The sequence below is a fragment of the Citrobacter freundii ATCC 8090 = MTCC 1658 = NBRC 12681 genome, from assembly GCF_011064845.1.
Lineage (GTDB): Bacteria > Pseudomonadota > Gammaproteobacteria > Enterobacterales > Enterobacteriaceae > Citrobacter > Citrobacter freundii.
On record NZ_CP049015.1, the window covers coordinates 3,528,913 to 3,553,431 of the forward strand.

A 24,519-nucleotide genomic window follows, 5' to 3' on the forward strand; every position below is an offset into this window, starting at 1 on the left:
ATTGCGCCGAATTTAACTTTTACTGCAAGTAAACATGTGGGGAAGCAGGCAGTGACCGATAAAACCTCTCTTAGCTACAAAGATGCCGGTGTTGATATTGATGCAGGTAATGCTCTGGTTGATCGAATCAAAGGCGTAGTAAAGAAAACGCGTCGTCCGGAAGTTATGGGTGGTCTGGGTGGCTTCGGTGCGCTGTGCGCATTGCCGCAAAAATATCGTGAACCGGTACTGGTTTCCGGCACTGATGGCGTTGGTACAAAACTGCGTCTGGCGATGGATCTGAAACGCCACGACACTATCGGCATTGACCTCGTCGCAATGTGCGTCAACGACCTCGTGGTTCAGGGCGCTGAGCCGCTGTTCTTCCTCGACTACTATGCAACCGGCAAACTGGATGTGGACACCGCAGCCAGCGTCATTAACGGGATTGCCGAAGGCTGCCTGCAGTCTGGCTGTGCGCTGGTCGGTGGGGAAACAGCTGAAATGCCGGGGATGTACCACGGCGAAGATTACGACGTGGCAGGTTTCTGTGTTGGCGTCGTCGAAAAATCAGAGATTATCGACGGTTCTAAAGTGGCTGACGGCGACGTACTGATTGCGCTCGGCTCCAGCGGTCCGCACTCCAACGGTTACTCTCTGGTGCGTAAAATCGTTGAAGTCAGCGGTTGTGACCCGGAAACCACCGAGCTTGAAGGTAAATCGCTGGCCGACCACTTGCTGGCTCCGACCCGCATTTACGTAAAATCCATTCTGGAACTGATCGAGAAGGTTGATGTGCACGCCATTGCCCACCTGACCGGCGGCGGCTTCTGGGAAAATATTCCACGCGTTCTGCCAGACAACACGCAGGCCGTGATCGACGAGTCTTCCTGGCAGTGGCCAGCCGTCTTCAACTGGCTGCAAACGGCGGGTAACGTCAGCCAGCATGAGATGTATCGCACCTTTAACTGCGGCGTAGGTATGGTTATCGCCCTGCCAGCTCCGGAAGTGGACAAAGCCCTGGCTTTGCTCAATGAGAAAGGTGAAAACGCATGGAAAATCGGTATCATCAAAGCTTCTGATTCCGAACAGCGTGTGGTCATTGAATGAAAAACATTGTGGTGCTCATTTCCGGTAACGGAAGCAATTTGCAGGCGATAATAGACGCCTGTGAACAGAAAAAAATCAATGGCACCATACGTGCAGTATTCAGTAACAAGGCCGATGCGTTCGGCCTTGAGCGCGCACGCGAAGCGAATATTCCGGCACACTCGCTGGAAGCCGCCCAGTTTGCCAGTCGCGAAGCCTTCGACCGCCAACTGATGCAAGAAATTGACGCCTGGGCGCCGGATGTAGTGGTGCTGGCCGGTTATATGCGCATCCTCAGCCCGGCGTTTGTCGCGCACTATTCTGAACGATTGCTGAATATCCACCCGTCTTTATTGCCAAAGTATCCCGGCCTGCATACGCACCGCCAGGTACTGGAAAACGGCGATGAAGAGCATGGTACCTCCGTCCACTTCGTCACTGATGAACTGGACGGCGGACCGGTTATTCTCCAGGCCAAGGTTCCGGTATTTGAAGGCGACAGCGAAGATGATGTCACGGCACGGGTTCAGGCCCAGGAACATACCATTTACCCACTGGTGGTAAGCTGGTTTATTGATGGTCGCCTGAAGATGCGTGATAACGCTGCATGGCTGGATGGCATCCGCCTACCGCCACAAGGCTACGCCGCCGACGAATAATAAAATTCAACCTGTAAGCCGCATGTCACCATCCGGCTTACAGGCATAACTACCTTTTCCGGTTAATACCACCGGTATTCATCTACGCTCCCCCTTTCTCTTTGCTATCAGACGGTTTATTGTCATATTTTTCTGGCACAGTTGGACATCTGAGAGCAATGCTCGCCATAATAAATCGGTAGTGTCCCGTGAATGAAACGGAGTAAAAGTGGTAATGGGTCAGGAAAAGCTATACATCGAGAAAGAACTCAGTTGGTTAGCGTTCAACGAACGCGTACTCCAGGAAGCTGCTGATAAGTCAAACCCGTTGATCGAACGGATGCGTTTCTTAGGCATCTATTCCAATAACCTCGACGAGTTTTATAAGGTTCGTTTTGCCGAACTGAAGCGCCGAATCATTATTAGCGAAGAACAGGGTTCAAACTCTCACTCCCGCCATCTGTTAGGCAAAATCCAGGCCCGCGTATTAAAAGCCGATCAGGAATTTGACGGTCTGTACAACGAGTTGCTGCTGGAGATGGCGCGCAATCAGATTTTCTTAATCAACGAACGCCAGCTATCGGCCAATCAGCAGAGCTGGTTGCGTCATTACTTCAAGCAATATCTTCGCCAGCACATCACGCCGATCCTGATTAACCGCGAGACGGATTTAGTCCAGTTTTTGAAAGATGACTACACCTATCTGGCGGTAGAGATTATCCGCGGCGATACAATCCGCTACGCGCTGCTGGAAATCCCTTCTGACAAGGTTCCCCGTTTTGTGAATCTGCCGCCGGAAACTCCGCGGCGTCGCAAACCGATGATCCTGCTGGACAACATTTTACGTTATTGCCTTGACGATATTTTCAAAGGGTTCTTTGATTACGACGCACTTAACGCCTATTCGATGAAAATGACCCGTGACGCCGAATACGATTTGGTGCACGAGATGGAATCGAGCCTGATGGAGCTGATGTCCTCCAGCCTGAAACAGCGTCTGACCGCAGAGCCTGTGCGTTTCGTCTATCAGCGCGACATGCCCAATGCGTTGGTCGAGGTGCTACGTGAAAAACTGACGATTTCTCGCTACGACTCGATTGTTCCCGGCGGCCGTTACCATAACTTCAAAGACTTTATTAACTTCCCCAACGTTGGCAAAGCCAACCTGGTGAATAAGCCGCTGCCGCGTCTGCGCCACATCTGGTTCGACAATGAGAAATTCCGTAACGGATTTGATGCAATCCGCGAGCGCGATGTGCTGCTGTATTACCCGTATCACACCTTTGAGCACGTTCTTGAACTGTTGCGCCAGGCGTCTTTCGACCCGAGCGTACTGGCAATAAAGATCAACATTTACCGTGTGGCAAAAGACTCGCGCATCATCGACGCGATGATCCATGCCGCGCATAACAGTAAAAAAGTCACCGTGGTAGTGGAATTACAGGCGCGCTTTGATGAAGAAGCCAACATTCATTGGGCCAAGCGTCTGACCGAAGCGGGCGTTCACGTCATCTTCTCCGCGCCGGGTCTGAAAATTCACGCCAAACTGTTCCTTATCTCGCGTAAAGAAGGTGATGAAGTCGTGCGCTATGCGCATATCGGGACGGGCAACTTCAACGAAAAAACGGCGCGGCTGTACACCGACTACTCGTTGCTTACCGCTGATTCACGCATCACCAACGAGGTTCGTCGAGTGTTCAACTTCATCGAAAACCCGTATCGTCCGGTGACGTTCGATTATCTGCTGGTTTCTCCGCAGAACTCACGCCGTCTGCTGTACGCGATGATCGACAAAGAGATCGCCAATGCGCAGCAAGGCCAGCCTTCCGGTATCACGCTAAAACTGAACAACCTGGTCGATAAAGGCCTGGTTGATCGTCTCTATGCGGCTTCAAGCTCAGGCGTACCGGTTAATTTGTTGATTCGCGGTATGTGCTCTCTGATCCCGAACCTGGAAGGCATCAGCGATAATATTCGCGTGATAAGCATTGTCGACCGCTACCTTGAACACGACCGGGTTTATATTTTCGAAAACGGTGGCGATAAGCAGGTATACCTCTCCTCTGCAGACTGGATGACCCGCAATATCGACTATCGTATCGAGGTCGCCACTCCGCTGCTGGACCCGCGCCTTAAGCAGCGCGTGCTGGATATTATCGATATCCTGTTCAGCGACACGGTGAAGGCTCGCTTCATCGATAAAGAACTCAGTAATCGCTACGTACCACGCGGAAACCGCCGTAAAGTTCAGTCACAATTGGCGATTTACGACTACATCAAATCACTCGAGCAACCTGACTAACGCTATGCCAATACACGACAAGACTCCACGACCGCAGGAATTTGCTGCGGTCGACCTTGGTTCAAACAGTTTCCATATGGTCATTGCCCGCGTGGTAGATGGCGCAATGCAGATTATCGGGCGGCTGAAACAGCGCGTTCATCTGGCGGATGGTCTCGGCGAAGATAACAAGCTGAGCGAAGAGGCAATGGAACGCGGATTAAGCTGCCTGTCGCTGTTCGCCGAACGCCTGCAGGGCTTTCCCCCGTCAAGCGTATGCATCGTGGGAACCCATACTTTGCGTCAGGCGCTGAATGCGACCGATTTTCTCAAGCGAGCGGAAAAAGTCATCCCCTACCCGATTGAGATTATCTCCGGTAACGAAGAAGCCCGACTGATTTTTATGGGCGTGGAGCACACTCAGCCGGAAAAAGGCCGCAAGCTGGTTATCGATATCGGCGGTGGCTCAACAGAACTGGTGATCGGCGAAGATTTCGAACCCAAGCTGGTCGAAAGCCGCCGTATGGGCTGCGTCAGTTTTGCCCAGATGTATTTCCCGGGCGGTGTTATCAGCCGGGAAAACTTCCAGCGTGCCCGCATGGCGGCAGCGCAAAAGCTTGAAACCTTAACGTGGCAGTTTCGCATTCAGGGCTGGAACGTCGCAATGGGCGCGTCAGGCACGATTAAAGCGGCACACGAAGTGCTGCTGGAGATGGGTGAAAAAGACGGTTTTATCACCCCCGAACGCCTGGACAAACTGACATCTGAAGTGCTGAAGCATGCGTCATTTGATGCGCTCAGCTTGCCGGGATTGTCAGAAGAACGAAAAGCAGTGTTTGTACCCGGACTCGCGATTCTGTGCGGCGTTTTTGACGCGTTGGCTATCCGCGAACTTCGCCTTTCTGATGGCGCACTACGCGAAGGCGTACTGTACGAGATGGAAGGACGTTTTCGCCACCAGGACGTTCGCAGTCGTACCGCCAGCAGTCTGGCGAACCAGTACAACATTGACAGTGAACAGGCCCGGCGCGTACTGGAAACAACGATGCAAATGTACGACCAGTGGCATACGCAACAGCCCAAACTGGCCAATCCTCAACTGGAAGCATTACTGCGCTGGGCAGCGATGCTGCATGAGGTTGGGCTGAACATCAACCACAGCGGCTTACATCGCCACTCTGCTTATATCTTACAAAACAGCGATTTACCGGGGTTTAATCAGGAACAACAACTGATGATGGCAACATTAGTTCGTTATCATCGCAAAGCGGTGAAACTGGATGATTTGCCCCGCTTTACACTGTTCAAGAAAAAACAGTTTCTGCCATTAATTCAACTGTTACGCCTCGGCGTGCTGCTGAATAATCAGCGTCAGGCGACCACCACGCCGCCAACCCTGACTCTGATAACCGACGACAACCACTGGACCTTACGTTTCCCGCATGACTGGTTTAGCCAAAATGCGCTGGTGCTGCTCGATCTGGAAAAAGAGCAGCAATACTGGGAGGGCGTAACCGGCTGGCGTCTCAAAATTGAAGAAGAAACCTCACCCGATATCGCCGCATAAACTCAGAACAGGTGCCAGCGCGTCTGGCGCCTGTTCTTCCAGCGTTTCATGCAATGGCTGTGGTTTACCAATCAAGTACCCCTGCATGTAGTCAATCCCCAGCGAAATTACCGCACTGCGTATTTCTTCACTTTCGACGTACTCTGCAACCACCAGCATTCTTTTCATCCGAGCCAGATGGCAAATAGAGGCCACGATCTGGTAGTCGAGGCTATTCGAAACGATACTGCGAATAAAGCTGCCATCAATTTTCAGGATATCGGCACTCACATTCTTCAGCCGCGCATAGCTGGCGTAACCCGTACCAAAATCATCAATCGCAATCTGACAGCCCAGTGATTGCAGCTGCAGTAACGTTGCCTGTGCCTGTTCCGCATTGGTTAAGGCGTTGCTTTCCGTGACTTCAAAAATCAACTGCCACGCTTCAACCTTGTACTTAACCAGTAGCTGCTTGATGTCATGCGGAAGTCGGGCGCGACATATCGACGTGGGTGACAAGTTAATGGCAAACCGACGGGCGGGCATTTTTTCCCGATTCTGTGCCATAAACTTCAGCGTATTTTCAATCACCCACATATCGATGCTGGATGACAAGCCAAACTCATGCGCGACCGGCAAGAAGCAATCAGGCGGGATGGTTTCACCGTCATCTCCCTCAAGGCGCAGCAGGATTTCATGATAAACGTCGCCGCGTACGCCAAAAATCGGCTGCGCCATCAGGAAAAAACGATTGTGCTCCAACGCCAGCTGTAGACGATTCATCATCGCAACCTTATCTTTCAGGTCACGTTGCAAGTGCATGACGCCTCGGCGCTGCAAGTTCTCTGGTGAATTCGTCGCCAGAGAAAGCTCGGCAATGGTGCTTAACTCTCCCAGTAACAGATAGATATGGTTAACAGGAGAACGGACATAGCAAAAACTGATCCCCACCTGCGGCTGTAATGGCATGCCATCCCAAATAAAACGGAACTGCTTGATATGCCTGTCCAGGGCTTCAATGCGCTCCTGATACGACTCAGTGTTAAAACGCAAAACTAAGTCATTACCCGATAACTGATAGACATGCTCATCCTGTGCCAACAGTGGCGTTATCCACTGTGAGAGTTTTTGCTTGTACTGGATACGCAGCATAATGCCGTAATTTTTTACCAGTAGCTCCATGCCCGGAACACGCAAAAAGCAGAGCACTGACCATGGCGTTTTTTTCAAATCCCGGTTCAATGCGCGCAAATTTGGCAGATGCACCATCGGATCAAAGAATGCCAGACGATGGTTGCGCCGGGTAACAAAGCGTTGGCGCGTTGCCAGTACGGCAATGAAGTTCACGATGAAGGAGAAAACAAGATAACTCGATGAGGTAATGGCAAGCTGGGTATCGTAGCCAGAATACCAGGGCATATAGCGCTGGTAATAATGAATTGCGGTAATAAGTACGACAGACCATATCAGCGAAATAAATCTGTAACCGTAACGCATTGCTCCCCAGAGCATGACAGGTAGCAACAACGACAGAGTATAATTTGTGCTGAATATTGAGCTTTGTTCATTTAACGGCATACACAGCAATGCCATAAGTACAGCCAATATAATCAGCCAGACCGCAACCTCAGTTTTGGTAACTTTGGTATCAAACTGCTGCTTTAATTGAGAAAAATAGCCTCTGACATGCAAAGGGTTGCGGATCGTGCGAATAATAAAGTAGCACAAAGGAACCCCAATCAGATTCCCGACCAGCATAGCCTGATAGTTGATCAACGTGCCAGTATTAAAGGGCATAACCCCCACCATGCCGGATTTACTCTCATAAACGCCCACAAACGCGGCAAACTGGAAGAGGATCAGAAACAGCGTCGCCGGGCAAAAGACCTGCCAAAACATGCGCTGAAACATCAGGTGGGAGTCACCGTGAGACACGTTGTTCCGCCGGGGTGCAAATACTTTATACCCTCCCCAACTCAGCACTATCGTTACAATAAAGTGCGAAATTATTGAGAGCGTTTCAAATAACCCAACCTGCGGATATTTGTAGCAGATAATGGAAATGATAATTCCCGGCAATGCCGCCCAGCCAAAAAATAGCATCAGGCTAATCATCAACGCCAAAGGCATGTAGAAAAGAATTACGGTCCCAGTACTAATATGGGCATAGGTATTGGCAGTGCTCAATATAGGCAACAGCAAAGATGGTATGATGAGAGGTAACGCCCACCATCTATCTCTCATACAAATATATTTTTTATTGAGTTTCATAGATGCTCAGTAGAATCCCGCACATCCTGCAGGGGGTATTCAGACAGGCATCCCACCTGACTCTAAAACGATGAAGTTAAATACATTACTATGTCTCATCGATTTTAGTTATCAGTAAAGGGTGACGTTTGATATATATCAAAAAAAAAGCCCCTCATTAATCAATTATTACTATTTTCATCGTTTCTTATCGTTAATTCATTATTAATGCAAATAATAATATTAATTTTCATAACATATGAGGATAAAACAACTGAAGCAATTTTACATAACGAAAAATTGACCATTGCCTCACAGTATGCCTTAATGTGAGTATCGCCCTCAGTTGGGTACACTACAAGGAACCTTTTGTGAGCCAGGTTACCAGCCTACGCAAACGACACCGATTTAATAGTCGCATGATCCGGATCGTACTGCTTATCAGCTTTCTCTTCTTCTTCGGACGCTTCGTCTACTCCGCTATAGGTGCGTGGCACCACCACCAGAACAAAAAAGACTCTCAGCAGATCACCCAGCCGCAACAGGCATCTCCTGCTCAAACCGACGCGCGCTGATCGCTCGCGCCTGTAATATCTCAGCATTAAGATTCCTTACCGGATGGCTAATCGCCTGACATTTAACCATCCGGTAAGGGATTTGAGTGATGAAACAATACGCAGCCTTACCCACCACACGCACGGAGTTATCCGATAATAGACCGTGTTATTCGCACAAATTCACAATCTTTTAATCTCACTTCACTGCACCATTCGCGCTCATTTTTACGTTCCGATTTACTGGGTATAAAAAAACACACTGTGTTCAAATAGACGCCAATTAATATCACCAGAAAATATCACAGGTGAAAGCATTAATATTATGTATGAAATTAAATGCTTATTTGAATCATTACCATTTTAAATTCTACAGGGTAATACCATGAGTGGTTTTTCATTATTTCCGAAAATAAGCAGCGGTCTTGAATGGATCGCTGGACACAGCGATGCGGTTATTCAATTCGGCTGGAATATCGTTGCCGCCGTAATTTTACTGTTTGTCGGTAAATTTGTCTCTCGCCTGATCTCCAGTGGTCTGGAAAAATTACTGTTAAAACGTAAAGTTGACCGAACCATTATCCAGTTCTTCACCGCGCTGGTACGTTACATTACCCTCGCCTTTGCCGTTGTTGCCGCATTGGGTCGCGTCGGTATCGAAACATCCTCCATTATTGCCGTCATTGGTGCCGCTGGGTTGGCCATTGGACTCGCGCTACAAGGATCGCTTTCCAACTTTGCCGCTGGCGTACTATTGGTCTCCCTGCGTCCATTCCGCGCCGGAGAAGTGGTACAAATTGGGGCAGTCACCGGAACGGTGGAAAAGGTACATATTTTCTCCACCACCCTGCTCACCGCCGACAGCAAAGAAGTGGTCATTCCAAACGGTAAGATCATCGCTGACAATATCATTAACTATTCCCGCCACCCTTTCCGCCGTATCGATCTGGTGATTGGCGTCGGCTATCAGAGCCGGATAGCTGACGTTAAGCGCGTGATTAACCATATTATCGATCAGGATACCCGCATCGATAAGCAACGTGGGGTAACCGTTCGTCTGGGCGAACTGGGCGCTTCAGCATTGAATTTTTACGTCCGCGTATGGGTACCCAACATCGAATACTGGAATACCTATTACGATCTGCTGGAAAACATTAAAGAAGCCCTGGACGCCAACCATATCTCCCTGCCGTATCCGCAGATGGATATTCGCGTTGAGAACGTAGCCCCCCAATCTCAACCCCAGCTACAGTTGGTTGATTAATTCGCAGCGCTTCGGTATGAGAGCAATAAAAAACCCTCTATAAAAAGAGGGTTTTTTTACATATTACCGGTTCAGAAACCGCTAACAGAAAGGGCTATTATTCCCACTCAATGGTAGCCGGTGGCTTACCGCTGATATCATAAACGACGCGGGAAATGCCGTTCACTTCGTTAATGATGCGGTTAGAGACACGGCCTAAGAAATCATACGGCAGGTGCGCCCAGTGCGCGGTCATAAAGTCGATGGTTTCTACTGCACGCAGGGAAACAACCCAGTCGTACTTACGGCCATCGCCCATGACGCCAACGGAACGTACCGGCAGGAACACGGTGAACGCCTGGCTGACTTTGTTGTACAGGTCAGCTTTGTGCAGTTCTTCAATGAAGATAGCATCCGCGCGACGCAGCAGGTCGCAGTACTCTTTCTTCACTTCGCCAAGCACACGTACACCCAGCCCCGGTCCCGGGAACGGGTGACGGTACAGCATGTCGTACGGCAGGCCCAGCTCCAGACCGATTTTACGCACTTCGTCTTTGAACAGCTCACGCAGCGGCTCAACCAGCCCCATCTTCATCTCTTTCGGCAAACCGCCCACGTTGTGGTGAGATTTGATAACGTGCGCTTTACCGGTGGCAGATGCCGCGGATTCGATCACGTCCGGGTAGATAGTTCCCTGTGCCAGCCACTTAACGTCTTCCAGCTTCAGCGCTTCTTCGTCGAACACTTCAACGAATACGCGGCCGATGATCTTACGTTTGGCTTCCGGGTCGTTCTCGCCTTTCAGCGCGTCGAGGAAACGCTGTTCGCCTTCAACGTGAACGATGTTCAGGCCGAAATGGTCACCAAACATATCCATTACCTGCTGGGCTTCGTTCAGGCGCAGCAGACCGTTGTCGACGAACACGCAGGTCAGGTTTTTACCGATCGCACGGTGCAGTAGCATCGCAGTCACAGAGGAGTCAACGCCACCGGACAGACCGAGGATAACTTTGTCATTGCCAACCTGCTCACGAATGCGGGCAACGGCGTCATCGATAATTTTTGCCGGCGTCCACAGCGCTTCACACTGGCAGATATCGCGCACAAAACGCTCCAGCATGCGCATGCCCTGACGGGTGTGGGTAACTTCCGGGTGGAACTGCACGCCATAGAAGCGTTTTTCTTCGTGCGCCATGATAGCAAACGGGCAGCTGTCGGTGCTGGCAACAGTCACGAAACCTTCCGGAATGGCAGTCACTTTGTCGCCGTGGCTCATCCACACATCCAGCAACGGTTTGCCGTCTGCGGTCAGGGAGTCTTCAATACCGCGGACAAGCGCGCTGTCGGTCTGAACTTCAACCTGCGCATAGCCGAATTCACGTTCGTTAGAACCTTCAACATGACCACCGAGCTGCATTGCCATGGTCTGCATGCCGTAGCACACGCCGAACACCGGCACGCCCGCATTGAAAACGTATTCCGGCGCACGCGGGCTGTTTTCTTCAGTGGTACTTTCCGGGCCACCGGAAAGAATAATACCGCTTGGGTTGAATTCGCGAATTTGTGCTTCCGTAACATCCCATGCCCACAGTTCACAGTAGACGCCCAGTTCACGTACGCGACGTGCAACCAGCTGAGTGTACTGCGAGCCAAAATCGAGGATGAGAATGCGATGTTTATGAATATTGTCTGTCATTGACGCTAATTCCGAGGCAAGTGAAACAAATTCGCCCGGCATATAGCCGGGCGCGGAAACTTATCAGGAGCCCATGCGGTAGTTAGGGGACTCTTTGGTGATGGTCACATCGTGAACGTGACTTTCCTGAATACCCGCACCGCTGATGCGTACAAACTCTGCTTTCGTTCGCAGCGCGTCGATAGTACCACAGCCGGTCAGCCCCATACAGGAGCGCAGGCCGCCCATCTGCTGGTGAATGATCTCTTTCAGGCGGCCTTTATAGGCTACGCGGCCTTCGATACCTTCCGGGACCAGTTTGTCAGCGGCGTTATCGCTCTGGAAGTAACGGTCAGAAGACCCTTTGGACATCGCGCCCAGAGAACCCATACCGCGGTAAGATTTGTAAGAACGGCCCTGGTACAGTTCGATTTCGCCCGGGGATTCTTCAGTACCCGCCAGCATGGAACCAACCATCACTGCGGCAGCACCAGCAGCAATCGCTTTAGCGATGTCGCCGGAGAAACGAATACCGCCATCGGCGATAACCGGAATACCGGTGCCTTCCAGCGCTTCAACGGCATCAGAAACGGCGGTGATCTGCGGAACACCGACGCCGGTCACGATACGGGTAGTACAGATGGAGCCAGGGCCAATACCCACTTTAACAGCGCTGCAGCCAGCTTCAGCCAACGCGCGAGCACCTGCGCCAGTCGCAACGTTACCGCCGATAATCTGCAGATCAGGATATTTAGCGCGAGTTTCACGAATACGCTGCAGTACGCCTTCAGAGTGGCCGTGAGAGGAGTCAATCAGCAGTACGTCAACGCCCGCGGCAACCAGCGCGTCAACACGCTCTTCGTTACCTGCGCCCGCGCCAACCGCAGCGCCCACGCGTAGACGACCATGCTCGTCTTTACAGGCGTTAGGTTTACGTTCAGCTTTCTGGAAATCTTTAACGGTGATCATACCGAGCAGATGGAAGCTGTCATCAACAACCAGCGCTTTCTCAACGCGTTTTTCGTGCATTTTGGCGAAAACGACATCGCGCGCTTCGCCTTCACGAACGGTCACCAGACGCTCTTTTGGCGTCATATATACGCTAACCGGCTGGTTCAGGTCAGTCACAAAACGCACGTCACGGCCGGTGATGATACCGACCAGTTCGTTATCTTCAGTCACCACCGGGTAGCCTGCAAAGCCGTTACGCTCGGTCAGTTCTTTCACTTCGCGCAGAGTAGTGGTTGGCAGTACGGTCTGTGGGTCAGTTACCACGCCAGATTCGTGTTTCTTCACGCGGCGAACTTCTTCAGCCTGGCGCTCGATGGACATGTTTTTGTGGATAAAACCGATGCCGCCTTCCTGGGCCAGGGCAATTGCCAGGCGCGCTTCCGTCACGGTGTCCATTGCTGCGGAGAGCATAGGAATGTTCAGGCGAATGGTTTTCGTCAACTGGGTGCTGAGGTCAGCAGTATTCGGCAGAACGGTAGAATGAGCGGGAACGAGGAGGACGTCGTCAAACGTCAGGGCTTCTTTTGCGATACGTAGCATGGGCAATATCTCACCTGGGAGGTTATTAAATATTGCCGCGGCATTATACAGAGCGTAACCGATTGCATCCACACTTTTTTGCAAAAAAACCTTGCGCTCCTCTGTGAGCATGTTACTTTCGACTGAATAACCTGCTGATTTAGAATTTGATCCCGCTCACATGTTATCCTCTCAGACCACCTCAATTTTTACCGTAAGCCGCCTGAATCAGACGGTTCGTTTGCTGCTTGAGCAGGAAATGGGGCAAGTGTGGATCAGCGGTGAAATCTCCAATTTCACTCAGCCGTCCTCGGGTCATTGGTACTTCACGCTCAAAGATGACACCGCTCAGGTTCGCTGCGCGATGTTTCGCAACAGCAACCGCCGGGTAACGTTCCGCCCGCAGCACGGGCAACAGGTGCTGGTGCGCGCCAACATTACATTGTATGAGCCGCGTGGGGACTACCAGATAATTGTTGAGAGCATGCAGCCTGCGGGTGAAGGTCTGTTGCAACAGAAGTATGAGCAACTGAAGGCCAAACTGCAGGCTGAAGGGCTGTTCGATCAGCAGTTCAAAAAAACGCTGCCATCACCGGCCCACTGCGTCGGGGTAATAACCTCGAAAACCGGGGCAGCGCTACACGATATTCTCCACGTATTGAAACGCCGCGACCCTTCCCTGCCCGTTATTATCTATCCAACCGCTGTCCAGGGCGACGATGCGCCGGGGCAGATTGTGCGCGCAATTGAGCTGGCAAACGCCCGTGGCGAGTGTGACGTATTAATCGTCGGGCGCGGCGGCGGCTCGCTGGAAGATTTGTGGAGCTTTAACGACGAGCGCGTAGCACGGGCGATATTTGCCAGCCGCATTCCGGTGGTGAGTGCCGTCGGCCATGAAACCGATGTGACCATTGCCGATTTTGTCGGCGACCTGCGCGCGCCAACGCCGTCGGCGGCTGCAGAAATTGTCAGCCGCAATCAGCTCGAACTGCTGCGTCAAATTCAGCATGGTCAGCAACGTCTGGAAATGGCGATGGATTACTATCTCGCCAACCGAACTCGCCGATTTACCCAGCTTAATCACCGCTTGCAACAGCAGCATCCGCAGCTGCGTCTGGCCCGCCAGCAGACCGTGCTGGAACGACTGCGTCAGAGAATGAACTTCGCACTTGAGAATAAAATTAAACAGGCCAATCAGCGTCAGCAGCGCATGCTGCAGCGGCTGAACCAGCAGAATCCGCAGCCGCGCATTCATCGCGCGCAGTCACGGGTGCAGCAACTGGAATATCGACTGGCGGAAAATATCCGCGCGCGGCTAAGCGAGCAGCGCGAGCGTTTCGGCAACGCGGTCACCCATCTGGAAGCCGTCAGCCCGCTGGCAACATTAGCGCGCGGCTATAGCGTCTCCACCGCACAGAATGGAGAGGTGCTGAAAAAAGTAAAACAGGTGAAAGCGGGCGATCTACTGACCACCCGACTGGAGGACGGCTGGATTACCAGCGAAGTTCACAACATTACCCCAACTAAAAAGCCACGCCGTTCGCAATAACGTTCTTACTTGCCTCGTTCTATGTGAGCATTTACGGCACAATACAGGCCCCATAGCCTATCCCGCCCGAATTCGACCCCGTCGGGGTTGTTGGGCAATTTGTGATGCCCCCTTCATTTAACGAAACCTCGCAATAGTTATACGTCGAAGGTGTACGGCTCACATAACGCAGTACAGACACAGGCCATCCGTTAGCTGTTGCTATCTGTTCGTCTCTCATTTTCTCCAGTAAACTTTTTTCCGGGAAATAGGCCACCCCACCACAGTTATTGCTCATATCATAGCCAGTACCAGTATCTCGAGAATAGACACCGGCCCATGATTCATAATTATCCGTCCTCTGGTCCGTTGCTCCAGGGGATTCCCTATACAGCAGCGGCCGGTGTAGCGTTATGCTATCAACACTTAGAGTGTCCGGCATATGACCCCACATAGCGGCGCTGTTGCTGTCCGGGCTGGTTATTACGGTAAATATCACGTCAAGCGTTGAGGTGGTTGCTAGCAACACATCATTGGTCGCGGTAACCGTTAGCGCCGTTTTTAACCCCAGGCTCGCATCCTGGCGCACCGTAAAGGTTGCCGTACCGTCAGCCCCAGTTACACCGCTAAACACGACGCTGGTTGTCGTCATTGATGTCGTTGACAACGAAGGAGACAGCGCCTGCAATGTTAAATCGTCTGCGCCATTCACTGTGTATGCAGTACCGTTCCGACTTTCCGCATCAGATCGACTCAGGGTAAACGGCTCATTTGGCATTGGATTACCAGCGCGGTCTTTCACCGTCACCGTCAGCGGAATAACTTCGCCTTTCTTCACTACAGCTGCTGCTTTCGCCACATCCATCACCGTCGAGGTCAGCGTGATTAAGCCAGGGATATTACGCGCGTCAACCAGACAAGCCTGCATCTCTTTCGTTGAGGAATTCGTCTGCTTGGATACCTGACCAGTATTCAGGTTCAGAGTGTGATAGGCATTTCCTGACTTTAAATCAGCCGGCCACCAGAGCTGATCGGATTTCACCGGCCAGCCATACTGCGCTTCCAGCGTACCATGAGGATAACGCTGATACAGCGCCTGTTGGTCGCTCATCATCGGCGTAAACGCAATACCGCATACGGATTTATCCGTCGAAAGCACCTGCCCAGGCGTCGGCGCGGCCCATTTTTCGTTATTGTACAGGAGATAACCTACCCCCGACGGTGCTTCTGCCTGCAAGTGGGGACGCTGATAAACAACGTTATCCGGTCCCGGCACCGTCTCCGGCATATGCCCCCAGTAATCTGCTGACGCCACATCAGGGCTGGTAATGACGGTAAAGGTGGTGTCTTTGCTGGCCTTCACCAGGCTGTCACTTGCCAGGCTGGCGGTAATAGTCGTTTTCAGCCCGGTGGTATTGTCCTGATTTAATGTTAACTGCAACATACCATCCTCACCGGTCGCTTCATACAAGCTACTGTTGCCAGTGAAGTTGGTCAGTACCGTCCCCAATGGCGAAGTGGGGGTGAGCGTCATGGTTGCCGCACTGGTGGATACCGATGTATTGCTGCGGGAGGATGAAAAGCCGCGCATCACCCTCACAACCGTATTCGCCTGCGGCCTGCCGGCTGCGTCCGTCACGGTTACGGTTACCGGTATCGCCTCGCCTTTTTTCGCCACAAAAGCCTGTTTTTCTTCATTCCACGCGCTGGAGTCAAGGGAGATGAACGACTCATGCGCCGTGGTCAGACACAATTGTGCAACATTACTTACGGTCGATGCTGAGTTCGTGTTGATAACACCCGTCTTCAGACTCATATATTGATACGCCAGCGAGGTTTGACTTTTTATCGCCATATCGCCCGCCCACCATGATTTCGACGTTATCATCGGGAGGCCTAAATCTGTCGCTAACGCGCCATTCGGATGACCTTGAGACAATGAGGTCAAATCAGCGGCTCGCGGCATCCGGTTCATTGCGCAGGCGCCACGTCCTTTCTCGATGTTTTTCACCGTATACCACTTTTCATTATTCTCTATAACGGCAGTCGTATCAGTGGCTGAATCCAGCTCATCCATAAGTCTGGGACGCATAAATTCAGTGCCGTTGCTGGCGGTGAAGGTTTCCGGCATATGGCCCCACATATTGGCTTTATTGCTGTCCGGGCTGGTGATTGTCGTAAACACCGCAGGTAGCGACGCAGTAACCGTTGTGCTGTTATATAGACCGGCGGTCAGCACGTTTTTGACGCCTGGCCCACTACTCTCAGCCAAATCGACAGCCAGCGTACCGTCTGCGCCCGTCACGCCGTAGTATGTTCCGTTGAAACTCCAGCTCTGCGACGCCTGCCCGCTCTGCGTCAGTTGCATCGTTGGCGTACTCCAGGTGGTATAAGTAGTGGTACGGGCTGTTCCTTTGTCACGTTTAAGGGTAAATGGGATATTCCCCACCGGGTTGCCAGCGGCATCGGTGGTGGTGATCAGCAGTGGAATGGTATCGCCCGTTTTTACCTTCACCGCCTGCGCAGTGGCATCCTGCGTCAGCGTTGACGTGAGCGTAATCAATACCGCCTGCGCCGTCTGCGTATCCGAACAAATCTGGTACTGTCTCCCGTTAGCGTCCGTCGCGGATAATGTCTGATGGCTGCCATCGTCCAGGTCAACTGCCGAATAACGTGAGAACGTTTCAGTCGAGAACGAGCTACTGTAGGTGCCGCTCCAGTAAGAACGGTCAATAGGCCAGCCCTGAACTGTTTTGATACTTCTGTCAGGATATTTACTGTACAGAGAATCCAGCGAACTGACCGTGGGATAGTAGCCTTTGGCGCAACTGTCCGGATTGCTCTTACCGCTATCAGGCCCATAGAACCCGGCCCAAACCTCGTTATCTTCCGTATAACTCATCACATTGAGGGTATTACTCAGCTCCGCGTACAGCAGCGGCCGGTGGTAGCTCGTACCGTCTGCCGCCGTCAGCGTGTCCGTCATATGCCCCCACAGCATCGCCTTGTCCGAGTCGGGGCTGGTGACCACCGTAAAGATGGTGTCGAGGCTGGCACTCACGCTGGCATTGCCGTACAGCGCCGCCGTTATCGCCACTTTAGTGCCATGCGTATCCGGGCGGGTCACATTGATGATTTTGCTGCCGTCCACGCCCGTCAGGCCGCCGATTTTCGTCGCCGTGTCGTTAACAGATTCGCCGTCAATGACCACCGGCGACACAATACCATCACCGCTGCCAGCGGCATGTTTAACATTCTGTCGGGTAAAACCATCACCACGGCTCATGACAAAAGGCGCTTGCGGCACAGGGTTTCCATTGGCGTCTTTCACCGTGACCTTCAGTTGTAGCGTCTCGCCTTTCTTCACTCTTACCGCATGTACGCTATTAACGTTGTTGTCATACCACTGCGACGCATCCACCGGTTCAATGGTGATGGACGCCGCCGCCGGGTTATCGCTGGTCAGGCAACTGACGTAATCCGAAACATCGCCCCCCGCCGTCACCTCACCACCCGACAACGATATCTGCTGCCAGCTGGACTGGCTGGCGTACGTGACGGACCAGTAGTCCAGCCCCACAGGCCATCCGGCAACCGTATGTATCTCGCCGTCATTGTTGGCATTGTACAAAGTGGTAAGCTGGTCGATACGCGGCAGACGATTAAGTGCACATCCCCCGGCGGCGGTATTTCCCAGCGCATCGGCATGTGTGAGGCGAGCCCAGGTTTCATTCGCTTCATCCTGGGTTCGGGTTGCCCCTGACTCTGCCGCCAGTTTCGGGCGTTCAAACGTGAGATTATCCACGGTTATGACGTCCGCCATATGCCCCCACATATGGGCTTTTGGCGTATCCGGGCTTGTCGGAACGGTAAACTTCACGCTACGCGAGATAGGCGAGTTTAGCAGTGAATCAATCGGTACTACGCTTAGCTGTGTGATTAACCCCACGCCGCGTGGCTGCGCAAGAATAATTTGCGCGTCACCGTTCGCATCCGTCATCCCCTCATACGTCATTGAAGATGTACCCGCGCCATAGGCAACGCTGTCAAATAGCAATTCCCCCTGACTTGGGTCAGTAAAGCCGGTGGTCATCCCGCTGCGATTTTTGCCGAGCCCCATGGTGACTGAAAACTTCACATTCGCTATCGTTGCTCCGTTCAACGCATTTTGTGAATGGACGTTCATTTTGATTTGATCGCCTGTTTTGGCGACGGGCAGGCGTAACGAGACATCGTCATTGAAATAGACACTCAGTTGAGCCACCATTTCATTGGCTGAACAGGTCAGATAGTGGGCTGAGCCACCGACCCCCTTGCTACCATCGTCCAGATTAAAGTACGCCATCTGCGTGGCATCATCGGCCATATAAGCATCAGACGCCGTCGGCCAGCCGTGTTCTGTCAGGATTTTATTATCAGGATGTGCGCTGTAGAGCGTTTCAAGAGAACCCGTGTCGGGGACCTGACCTGCGCCGCACTGATTCGTGGCAGAGATCAGAGAATCGAAGGTGGCCCATTCTTCGCTATTTTCACTTTGCTGACCGGTTTTATGACTTGTTTCGGACGCCAATAGCGGACGCTTGTAGAGATTACCCTTCTCCACAATACCCCGTTGCATATGGCCATACATATTCGCCCCGTCAACGTCCGGGCTGGTTATCACCGTAAAAATCACATTAAAGGGGAACGTGATGCTTGCGCCTTCATCATCCGCCATCACAATGCGGATCGGCGTTTCTACCCCTACCCCACTGTCATGACTTAACGACAAATGTACCTGACCGTTCGCGTCCGTTACCCCGGTATAGTGTTCCGGGGACGATGCACGCATATCATCACTACGGACAACGACCCGCAGATTATCCCACTCATCTTTATGCTCCCCTTTACGGTTAGAGGCGGGGTCGACAAACAGTTCAAGATAGCGATAAGGCAACGGTTTATTGGTATTCCGGTCAACCACGCTGGCTATCACATCAATCGTCTCACCGACTTCCGCCTTGTATGGCGCATCGGGAGAAAGCGTGATTTGTGGATACGCTAAAGGCAGCGCTTTATCCACGCAGCTCACCAGTAAAGCCGTACTGTTGCTTTCTCGTATCACCGCCCCGCTCCCCATACTGGTGGCGTAGTGATAAATATCGAGCTGATCTTTCGTGGACGACCAGTAGGTATCAATTGGCCAACCGGGATAGGCCGCCGCGGTGCTGTGGGCGGCCCGCAGCGCTACCAGCTGTTCGGCATCCGGCAAAATGGCACAGTGGTTATCCGCGCTATCCCAGGTAAACTGCGCCCAGCTTTCATTGCTGACAGCAAAAGTAGCACTAGTGCCACTGGTTTCCGCTGTCAGTTTTGGACGCGTGAAGGTATAGGTGACGCCATCGACGTTTGCCGTAGCGCTTTCTTCCATATGCCCCCACATCGCCGCTTTGTCGCTGTCCGGGCTGGTCAGGGTGGTGAAAATGACATCGACGCTGTCTTTTAGCGCCGTATTGTTTGCCTGCATCACCGTCAGGGTAGTTTTTACGCCGGGACCGTTTGCCTGGGTGACGGTCACTGTCGCTTTGCCGTCAGCGCCCGTAACACCGTGGTATTCCGTCGCCGTGGTGGTCAGTTCCGTATCACCAACGTGTACCGGTGCATTATTGTTGACGATGTTCTGGCGGTTAAGCGCATCGCTGCGGGTAATAATAAATGCGGTATTGCCCACCACGTTACCGGCGCAATCGCGGGTGGTAACGGTCAGCGTGATACTTTCCCCTGCTTTGACCTTGGCTGCTTTTAACGTGTCGTCCATCGGCACGGCGCTGAGTGACAGTGGCTCGCCCACGGCGGTAGCTACGTCAATCGCCACTTTTTGTTCGGTTAAAGCAACCGTATTGCTGTTCGGTGTTCCCGTCGACGTAATGAGGTAAAGCGCGGGTAGCGCACTGCTATCTTCCAGCTGCGGCCAGACCACGTAATGCCCGCCGGCCATATTCTGCGCACAGAACGTTTTATTGGCGACCGGCTGCGGGTTAAGCGGTTCATCCGGTGTGGCGGCATCTGCCCAGACTAAACTGATAGCGGGCGTCTGTTCGCTTTCCCAGCGCAGCGGCGGTATGGCGAACAGATCGCCCTCGGTATCGAGCGGATTAGCCAACTGCAGTGCGCTGGCTGAATCGTCAACGCTGAAGTCGCGGGGCATCGCGCTGAAGGCCACAGCGTGCGCTTCACCGGGAGAGAGCACAACGCTGCCCTGATAAACCGGAACGAACGCGCTGTCCGCCGTCGGCGGGGTGCCGTTTATCGCATCCGTAGCTGTGCGCAACTCCTGCCATGCCCCACTTTTTAGTGCAGAAAGTACCGGCACTGCACCCATTAACAGAGCTAACGCCAGTAAAGAGCGATAAACTTTATTCACCTGCCAGATCCCCCATCCTTGAGCAGTCACTACCCATTTATTCTGTGTTCGCGTTTCAACACACTTTGCTTAACCCCGAGCTAAACAAAGGGCGCGGAAAAACCGCTCCCTAAGGAAGCGGTCTTGCACGGTTTTATTTACGTTGGTAGTCGATAGACAAGCCATATCCCTGGACGCCATCGTTGCCGAGGGTAACGCCATCGGCATAATCGAAGGCAGCCTTCGCTTCGGCGTTGGTAAGCGGAATAACCAGATCGCTATTGTTGTAGGTAGCGTTGACAATCCCACCCACAGTACCCAACTGCAGACTGTTACCGGTGAATTTCCAGCGGTAGTTGTAATCACTGGTAACTTCTTCACCTGCATCGTAAGAGCGACTGGCGTTTTTATCTTTCCACAGCAGCACTTTATAGGTGGTGTTGGTTTTAAGTTTGGTGCTCGTGCCCAACAGATTGGTTGTTGTACCCGCCTCGTAGATGACGACGTGGACATTTTCATCGACCACCGGACCTTCCGGAATGTCATCATCGTCAGAACCACCGCCAGCGTTGGTCGACAGATCGTTTAGCAGCAATTCTGTGGCAACATTCGGATCGCCGGTAGTTGTGGTAGGCGTAATTTTAATACCGATGTAGCGATCGGCATCCGCAGCCTGAATTTCATAGGTGTCGCTGCCTTTTGTACCTATCTCTTGTGCATCGCCGCCATTCTGATCGCTATAGCTCATCCACTGCACAGTCGCTTTGGTCGCCGTGTTATCCGCATCCAGGTCACCTTCCGTATCGCCGATAGCCCAGTTGACCTTCACTTTGTCGCCAGCGTGAAACTGCCGGTCACCTTCAGTTGCCACGGTTCGACTACCACGGTCAATCGTCACCGTGACATGTGCTTTATCCGTTTCCGCCGTTTTATCTGCAGCCCGTGTAATCCACGGGATAGTCCCTTGAATAGTACCGGTACTTTCTGTCGCGCTTTGCCACTGACCGGCTTTCAGATTCCCATTAGCCGCGACTGCAGGCACAGCACAATACCCTGCCACAGCCAACGCCAGTGCGACCTTCGTCAGCCGCCGTTTTAATACTAATTGCATCAAGACTCTCCTTTTTCTTCAACATTCAGCGACTGGCTGGTCAGCCACTACGCTGACACTATTTCTGGCTATACACCACGCGTATGCCATAGCCCTGAATACCATCCTGCTCATGAGCAGCGAATTTTTGCGCAGCCTCTCTATTTGTTGCTGGCAACACCAGATCTTCATTGCGGGTATTGGCTTGTGCTCCGGTATTTCCCGTCACGCTTTGCCCGGTAAATTCCCATTGATAGTCATAAAGCGCCATTTCATCTTCTGCCAGTTGTTCTGACATCTGGAAAACGCCGTCTTTATTGGCATCACGCCACAGTACAAATCGATAGGTATTATTAACGACAGGATGCCTATCTTGTTTGCCGCTCAAATTAACGGGAGAAGATGTTTTCATTTGATAAATGAGCGCATTCAACGCATCAAACGCATCACCGGTAAACGTCACGTCAACATAGTTACTGTCGCCGTAGGCGTCTTCCTTCGCTTTCCAGCGAAACGTACCAGGAAGCGTACTGGAGAGCGTGACGGTTCCCGCCTTTTTGTCACGGCTGGCAATGAAGACGCAGGGCAATTCGGCGGTACAAGCGGTGGAAGAAAGCGACACCTTTTTGTCATTGCTGTCATAGAGTTCAGGCGCCATAGCCTCATCCACCAGCACTTTACCGTTACGATCGGTCGTATCCCCAAATGAATCGGTCAGCACCAGGTCCATCACAACACCATCGACGCCATCCGCCAAAGCGCTGGCCTCATGGCTATGATCGGTACGATCGGCGTCAGCGACGTTATCGACAATCAATTCGATTTTACGATCCTGCTGGACGGTAATTTCCACAGCACCCGAGTTTTGCTTATTCCCCTTTTCATCTTCCAGGGTCATGCGCACTTTCCAGGTATTTAACTCTGTACGCTGTGCTTCTGTATCCGCGTTGACCCACGCAGGGAGGACCAGATTCCAGCGATTATTATTCCCTTCAGTGAGGGCATCAGCTTTTACCACTGGCATCACTAATGTGCGATTGGCATTATTTTTTGCCTGCCAGGAGGCGGAGATGATTTTGTAGTGATGAGAGACAAGCGCATTGATCGTCCACTTACATTTCTCCAGTCCCACCGCAGACTCAGGCGTGTCTTCAATTACGCATTCAGGATGGACATTGGTCGCATCGGCTTTGAGCCATAATGCAACATCAAGGGGATCCTTTTCACGGTATTCAAGAACGATAAAATTATTACGCTCGACAAAATCGGTACGACTGCCCATTAAAGAGCGCTGAATTTTTACGTTTTCCGGATCAAGCTGAGCCGCCAGGGGCGTACCTAACTGATAAGTGACGGTTGCGTTGATGCTAAGGTCGGCATTATCTCCGGTACCGGCTTTGTAATCTGCACCTAACGTGACCATCGGCACAGGCATGTAATTGAGACCAACGGTTACCGCATGGGGATTTTTTTGTAAATTGTCGGTACCAAATAATGCCACTTCATCGCCATAGTACTGCTCGTAGACTAATTTCCCACCGATCTGTGGATAAAATGACAGCCAGCTTTCAGCCCGAATATCCCATCCCCGGGCAGGGCGCTCTTCATAAAACTCGAAATCCTCAGACTCTTTCCAGTCAGAAAGTGGATGGTAATAGTTGCCAGAGAGCTTCAGATAATCTGTCCATGCCTCAGTGCCCAAACCTAAGCGACGGTGCCCACGGCTAAAATCGTAGTCATAAAAAGCGTTGCCGCCGAGTAACCAATCCCCCACATTTTGACGCAAGCCAAAACCGATATTTCCAATGGTCCGGTCCTCTTTACGCTGCGCGGAGATTTGGGTAAAAATCAATGTATATTGGTTGTCGTATAAGGGAACAAAATAGTCGAGAGAGCTACCATCAAGATCGCCCCCTTCGCCAACAGATAAACTGGTCCGTACTTTTCCGTACGGTGACATTAACCCTTCTATATACGATTGCGTGGAGGAGGTAATTTGATTTTGCAAATAGCTTTGCGCCTGTGATTTCAACGCGTCAGGCGTCAGGTTTTCAAAGCCTTGTGTCGCAGAGTTAATAAAATAGTCGACACCTTTCTCTTTAATGGATTGATCTTCGTTATTATGCTGTTCTTTTAGTACCGACTCACTGCCGAGATCGGGCAACGTAGACTCACTTATGTTATTGGTTGCTGCAGGCGCAACAATATTGTCCCCGGCAATAACTGCGCCAGAAACGAATAGAACAAGCAAGATAACAAAGCGCGCCCTTCGGGCCATAACATGTTCCTGTATTAACAAAGTTGCTGTACAGCAGGAACATTATATTTATGATTCACGCTAATGAATGCCTTTATAACCTAAATATAATCCTAAAAAATCAGCCAGATTATCAAAGCAAAATAAAATATTTGTAATAATAATGATTAAAGCTGATTAGCATTCATAATAAATATTAATCAGCAAAAATTATTCATAATATAATTTATATTATGACATTATATTCCACGCGTTTCTTCGAAATAAGGCCATGGCCGTTCTGACAGAAATAATCCACCGCTCCGCAGGCTTTTAATACTTGCAGTGGCAGATGGCATTCCGGACAACGCGCTTCCAGTTGAATATCTTTGTGACAATGCTCGCAGTGCGCCACACCATTTTGCGGCTCCAGCTCTGCATGACAATCCGGGCAGGTAATCGACATATCGTGTCCTTATACAGAAAATGTATTGCTGC

Annotated in this window: 14 protein-coding genes; 7 read left to right on the top strand and 7 right to left on the bottom strand. The window is 51.6% G+C overall.

All coding sequences use genetic code 11. The features are described from left to right. The first annotated feature begins 51 nt into the window (after positions 1–51). The 4 genes from purM to ppx all read left to right on the top strand — a co-directional run bounded on the left by purM (position 52) and on the right by ppx (position 5,554). Positions 52–1,089, top strand: coding sequence for a phosphoribosylformylglycinamidine cyclo-ligase (purM, locus tag G4551_RS17125; protein WP_003838485.1), 1,038 nt, complete (start codon positions 52–54; stop codon positions 1,087–1,089). After that, positions 1,086–1,727, top strand: a complete 642-nt coding sequence (gene purN / locus G4551_RS17130; protein ID WP_003838482.1) for a phosphoribosylglycinamide formyltransferase — start codon at positions 1,086–1,088, stop codon at positions 1,725–1,727. The genes purM and purN overlap by 4 nt, the downstream gene beginning before the upstream one ends. A gap of 214 nt (positions 1,728–1,941) precedes the next feature. Next, a complete protein-coding gene (gene ppk1 / locus G4551_RS17135; protein WP_003037917.1) occupies positions 1,942–4,008 on the top strand; it encodes a polyphosphate kinase 1 in 2,067 nt (688 codons plus the stop codon). Between the two features lie 4 nt (positions 4,009–4,012). After that, the gene (gene ppx, locus G4551_RS17140) at positions 4,013–5,554 is read left to right on the top strand and encodes an exopolyphosphatase (protein WP_003037914.1); all 1,542 of its coding nucleotides are present in this window, start codon (positions 4,013–4,015) and stop codon (positions 5,552–5,554) included. Here the strand turns inward: ppx and G4551_RS17145 are convergent. Next, the gene (locus G4551_RS17145) at positions 5,534–7,804 is read right to left on the bottom strand and encodes a sensor domain-containing phosphodiesterase (protein ID WP_032941153.1); all 2,271 of its coding nucleotides are present in this window, start codon (positions 7,802–7,804) and stop codon (positions 5,534–5,536) included. The two genes, ppx and G4551_RS17145, sit on opposite strands and share 21 nt — an antisense overlap. 350 nt (positions 7,805–8,154) lie before the next feature. Here G4551_RS17145 and G4551_RS17150 point away from each other — a divergent pair, with 350 nt between their 5' ends. Then, on the top strand, positions 8,155–8,358 hold the full coding sequence (locus G4551_RS17150) for a YfgG family protein (protein WP_049002457.1): 204 nt from the start codon (positions 8,155–8,157) through the stop codon (positions 8,356–8,358). A gap of 364 nt (positions 8,359–8,722) precedes the next feature. Then, positions 8,723–9,601 (top strand): small-conductance mechanosensitive channel MscS, encoded by an 879-nt coding sequence (mscS, locus tag G4551_RS17155; protein ID WP_003838477.1) that lies wholly within the window; start codon positions 8,723–8,725, stop codon positions 9,599–9,601. Between the two features lie 97 nt (positions 9,602–9,698). Here mscS and guaA read toward each other — a convergent pair whose 3' ends face one another. Continuing rightward, positions 9,699–11,276: a glutamine-hydrolyzing GMP synthase gene (guaA, locus tag G4551_RS17160; RefSeq protein WP_003037760.1), complete on the bottom strand. Its 1,578-nt coding sequence runs from the start codon at positions 11,274–11,276 to the stop codon at positions 9,699–9,701. Between the two features lie 63 nt (positions 11,277–11,339). Beyond that, positions 11,340–12,806, bottom strand: coding sequence for an IMP dehydrogenase (guaB, locus tag G4551_RS17165; protein ID WP_003037756.1), 1,467 nt, complete (start codon positions 12,804–12,806; stop codon positions 11,340–11,342). Between the two features lie 160 nt (positions 12,807–12,966). On the opposite strand from guaB, the gene xseA reads away from it, so the two are divergent. Further along, positions 12,967–14,334 carry an exodeoxyribonuclease VII large subunit gene (gene xseA, locus G4551_RS17170; protein ID WP_003838475.1) on the top strand — a complete coding sequence of 456 codons (1,368 nt, stop codon included), beginning with the start codon at positions 12,967–12,969 and terminating at the stop codon, positions 14,332–14,334. Positions 14,335–14,365: 31 nt separating this feature from the next. Here the strand turns inward: xseA and G4551_RS17175 are convergent, their stop codons facing one another. From G4551_RS17175 to G4551_RS17190, 4 genes are all read right to left on the bottom strand, one after another. Beyond that, positions 14,366–20,716, bottom strand: coding sequence for an adhesion domain-containing protein (locus tag G4551_RS17175; RefSeq protein WP_003838471.1), 6,351 nt, complete (start codon positions 20,714–20,716; stop codon positions 14,366–14,368). A 133-nt stretch (positions 20,717–20,849) separates the two neighbouring features. Further along, positions 20,850–21,806, bottom strand: a complete 957-nt coding sequence (locus G4551_RS17180; RefSeq protein WP_003838469.1) for a SinI family autotransporter-associated protein — start codon at positions 21,804–21,806, stop codon at positions 20,850–20,852. Positions 21,807–21,864: 58 nt separating this feature from the next. Next, on the bottom strand, positions 21,865–24,063 hold the full coding sequence (sinH, locus tag G4551_RS17185; protein ID WP_003838467.1) for an intimin-like inverse autotransporter SinH: 2,199 nt from the start codon (positions 24,061–24,063) through the stop codon (positions 21,865–21,867). Between the two features lie 205 nt (positions 24,064–24,268). Continuing rightward, the gene (locus G4551_RS17190) at positions 24,269–24,487 is read right to left on the bottom strand and encodes a zinc ribbon domain-containing protein (RefSeq protein WP_003838464.1); all 219 of its coding nucleotides are present in this window, start codon (positions 24,485–24,487) and stop codon (positions 24,269–24,271) included. Positions 24,488–24,519 lie beyond the last annotated feature (32 nt).

Bases quoted from the DNA above. Each gene is read 5' to 3' on its own strand.
- mscS (WP_003838477.1), top strand. From the start codon at position 8,723: ATGAGTGGTTTTTCATTATTTCCGAAAATAAGCAGCGGTCTTGAATGG.
- xseA (WP_003838475.1), top strand. From the start codon at position 12,967: ATGTTATCCTCTCAGACCACCTCAATTTTTACCGTAAGCCGCCTGAAT.
- G4551_RS17190 (WP_003838464.1), bottom strand. From the start codon at position 24,487: ATGTCGATTACCTGCCCGGATTGTCATGCAGAGCTGGAGCCGCAAAAT.
- ppx (WP_003037914.1), top strand. From the start codon at position 4,013: ATGCCAATACACGACAAGACTCCACGACCGCAGGAATTTGCTGCGGTC.
- guaA (WP_003037760.1), bottom strand. From the start codon at position 11,276: ATGACAGACAATATTCATAAACATCGCATTCTCATCCTCGATTTTGGC.
- sinH (WP_003838467.1), bottom strand. From the start codon at position 24,063: ATGGCCCGAAGGGCGCGCTTTGTTATCTTGCTTGTTCTATTCGTTTCT.
- G4551_RS17180 (WP_003838469.1), bottom strand. From the start codon at position 21,806: ATGCAATTAGTATTAAAACGGCGGCTGACGAAGGTCGCACTGGCGTTG.
- G4551_RS17145 (WP_032941153.1), bottom strand. From the start codon at position 7,804: ATGAAACTCAATAAAAAATATATTTGTATGAGAGATAGATGGTGGGCG.
- guaB (WP_003037756.1), bottom strand. From the start codon at position 12,806: ATGCTACGTATCGCAAAAGAAGCCCTGACGTTTGACGACGTCCTCCTC.
- ppk1 (WP_003037917.1), top strand. From the start codon at position 1,942: ATGGGTCAGGAAAAGCTATACATCGAGAAAGAACTCAGTTGGTTAGCG.
- purN (WP_003838482.1), top strand. From the start codon at position 1,086: ATGAAAAACATTGTGGTGCTCATTTCCGGTAACGGAAGCAATTTGCAG.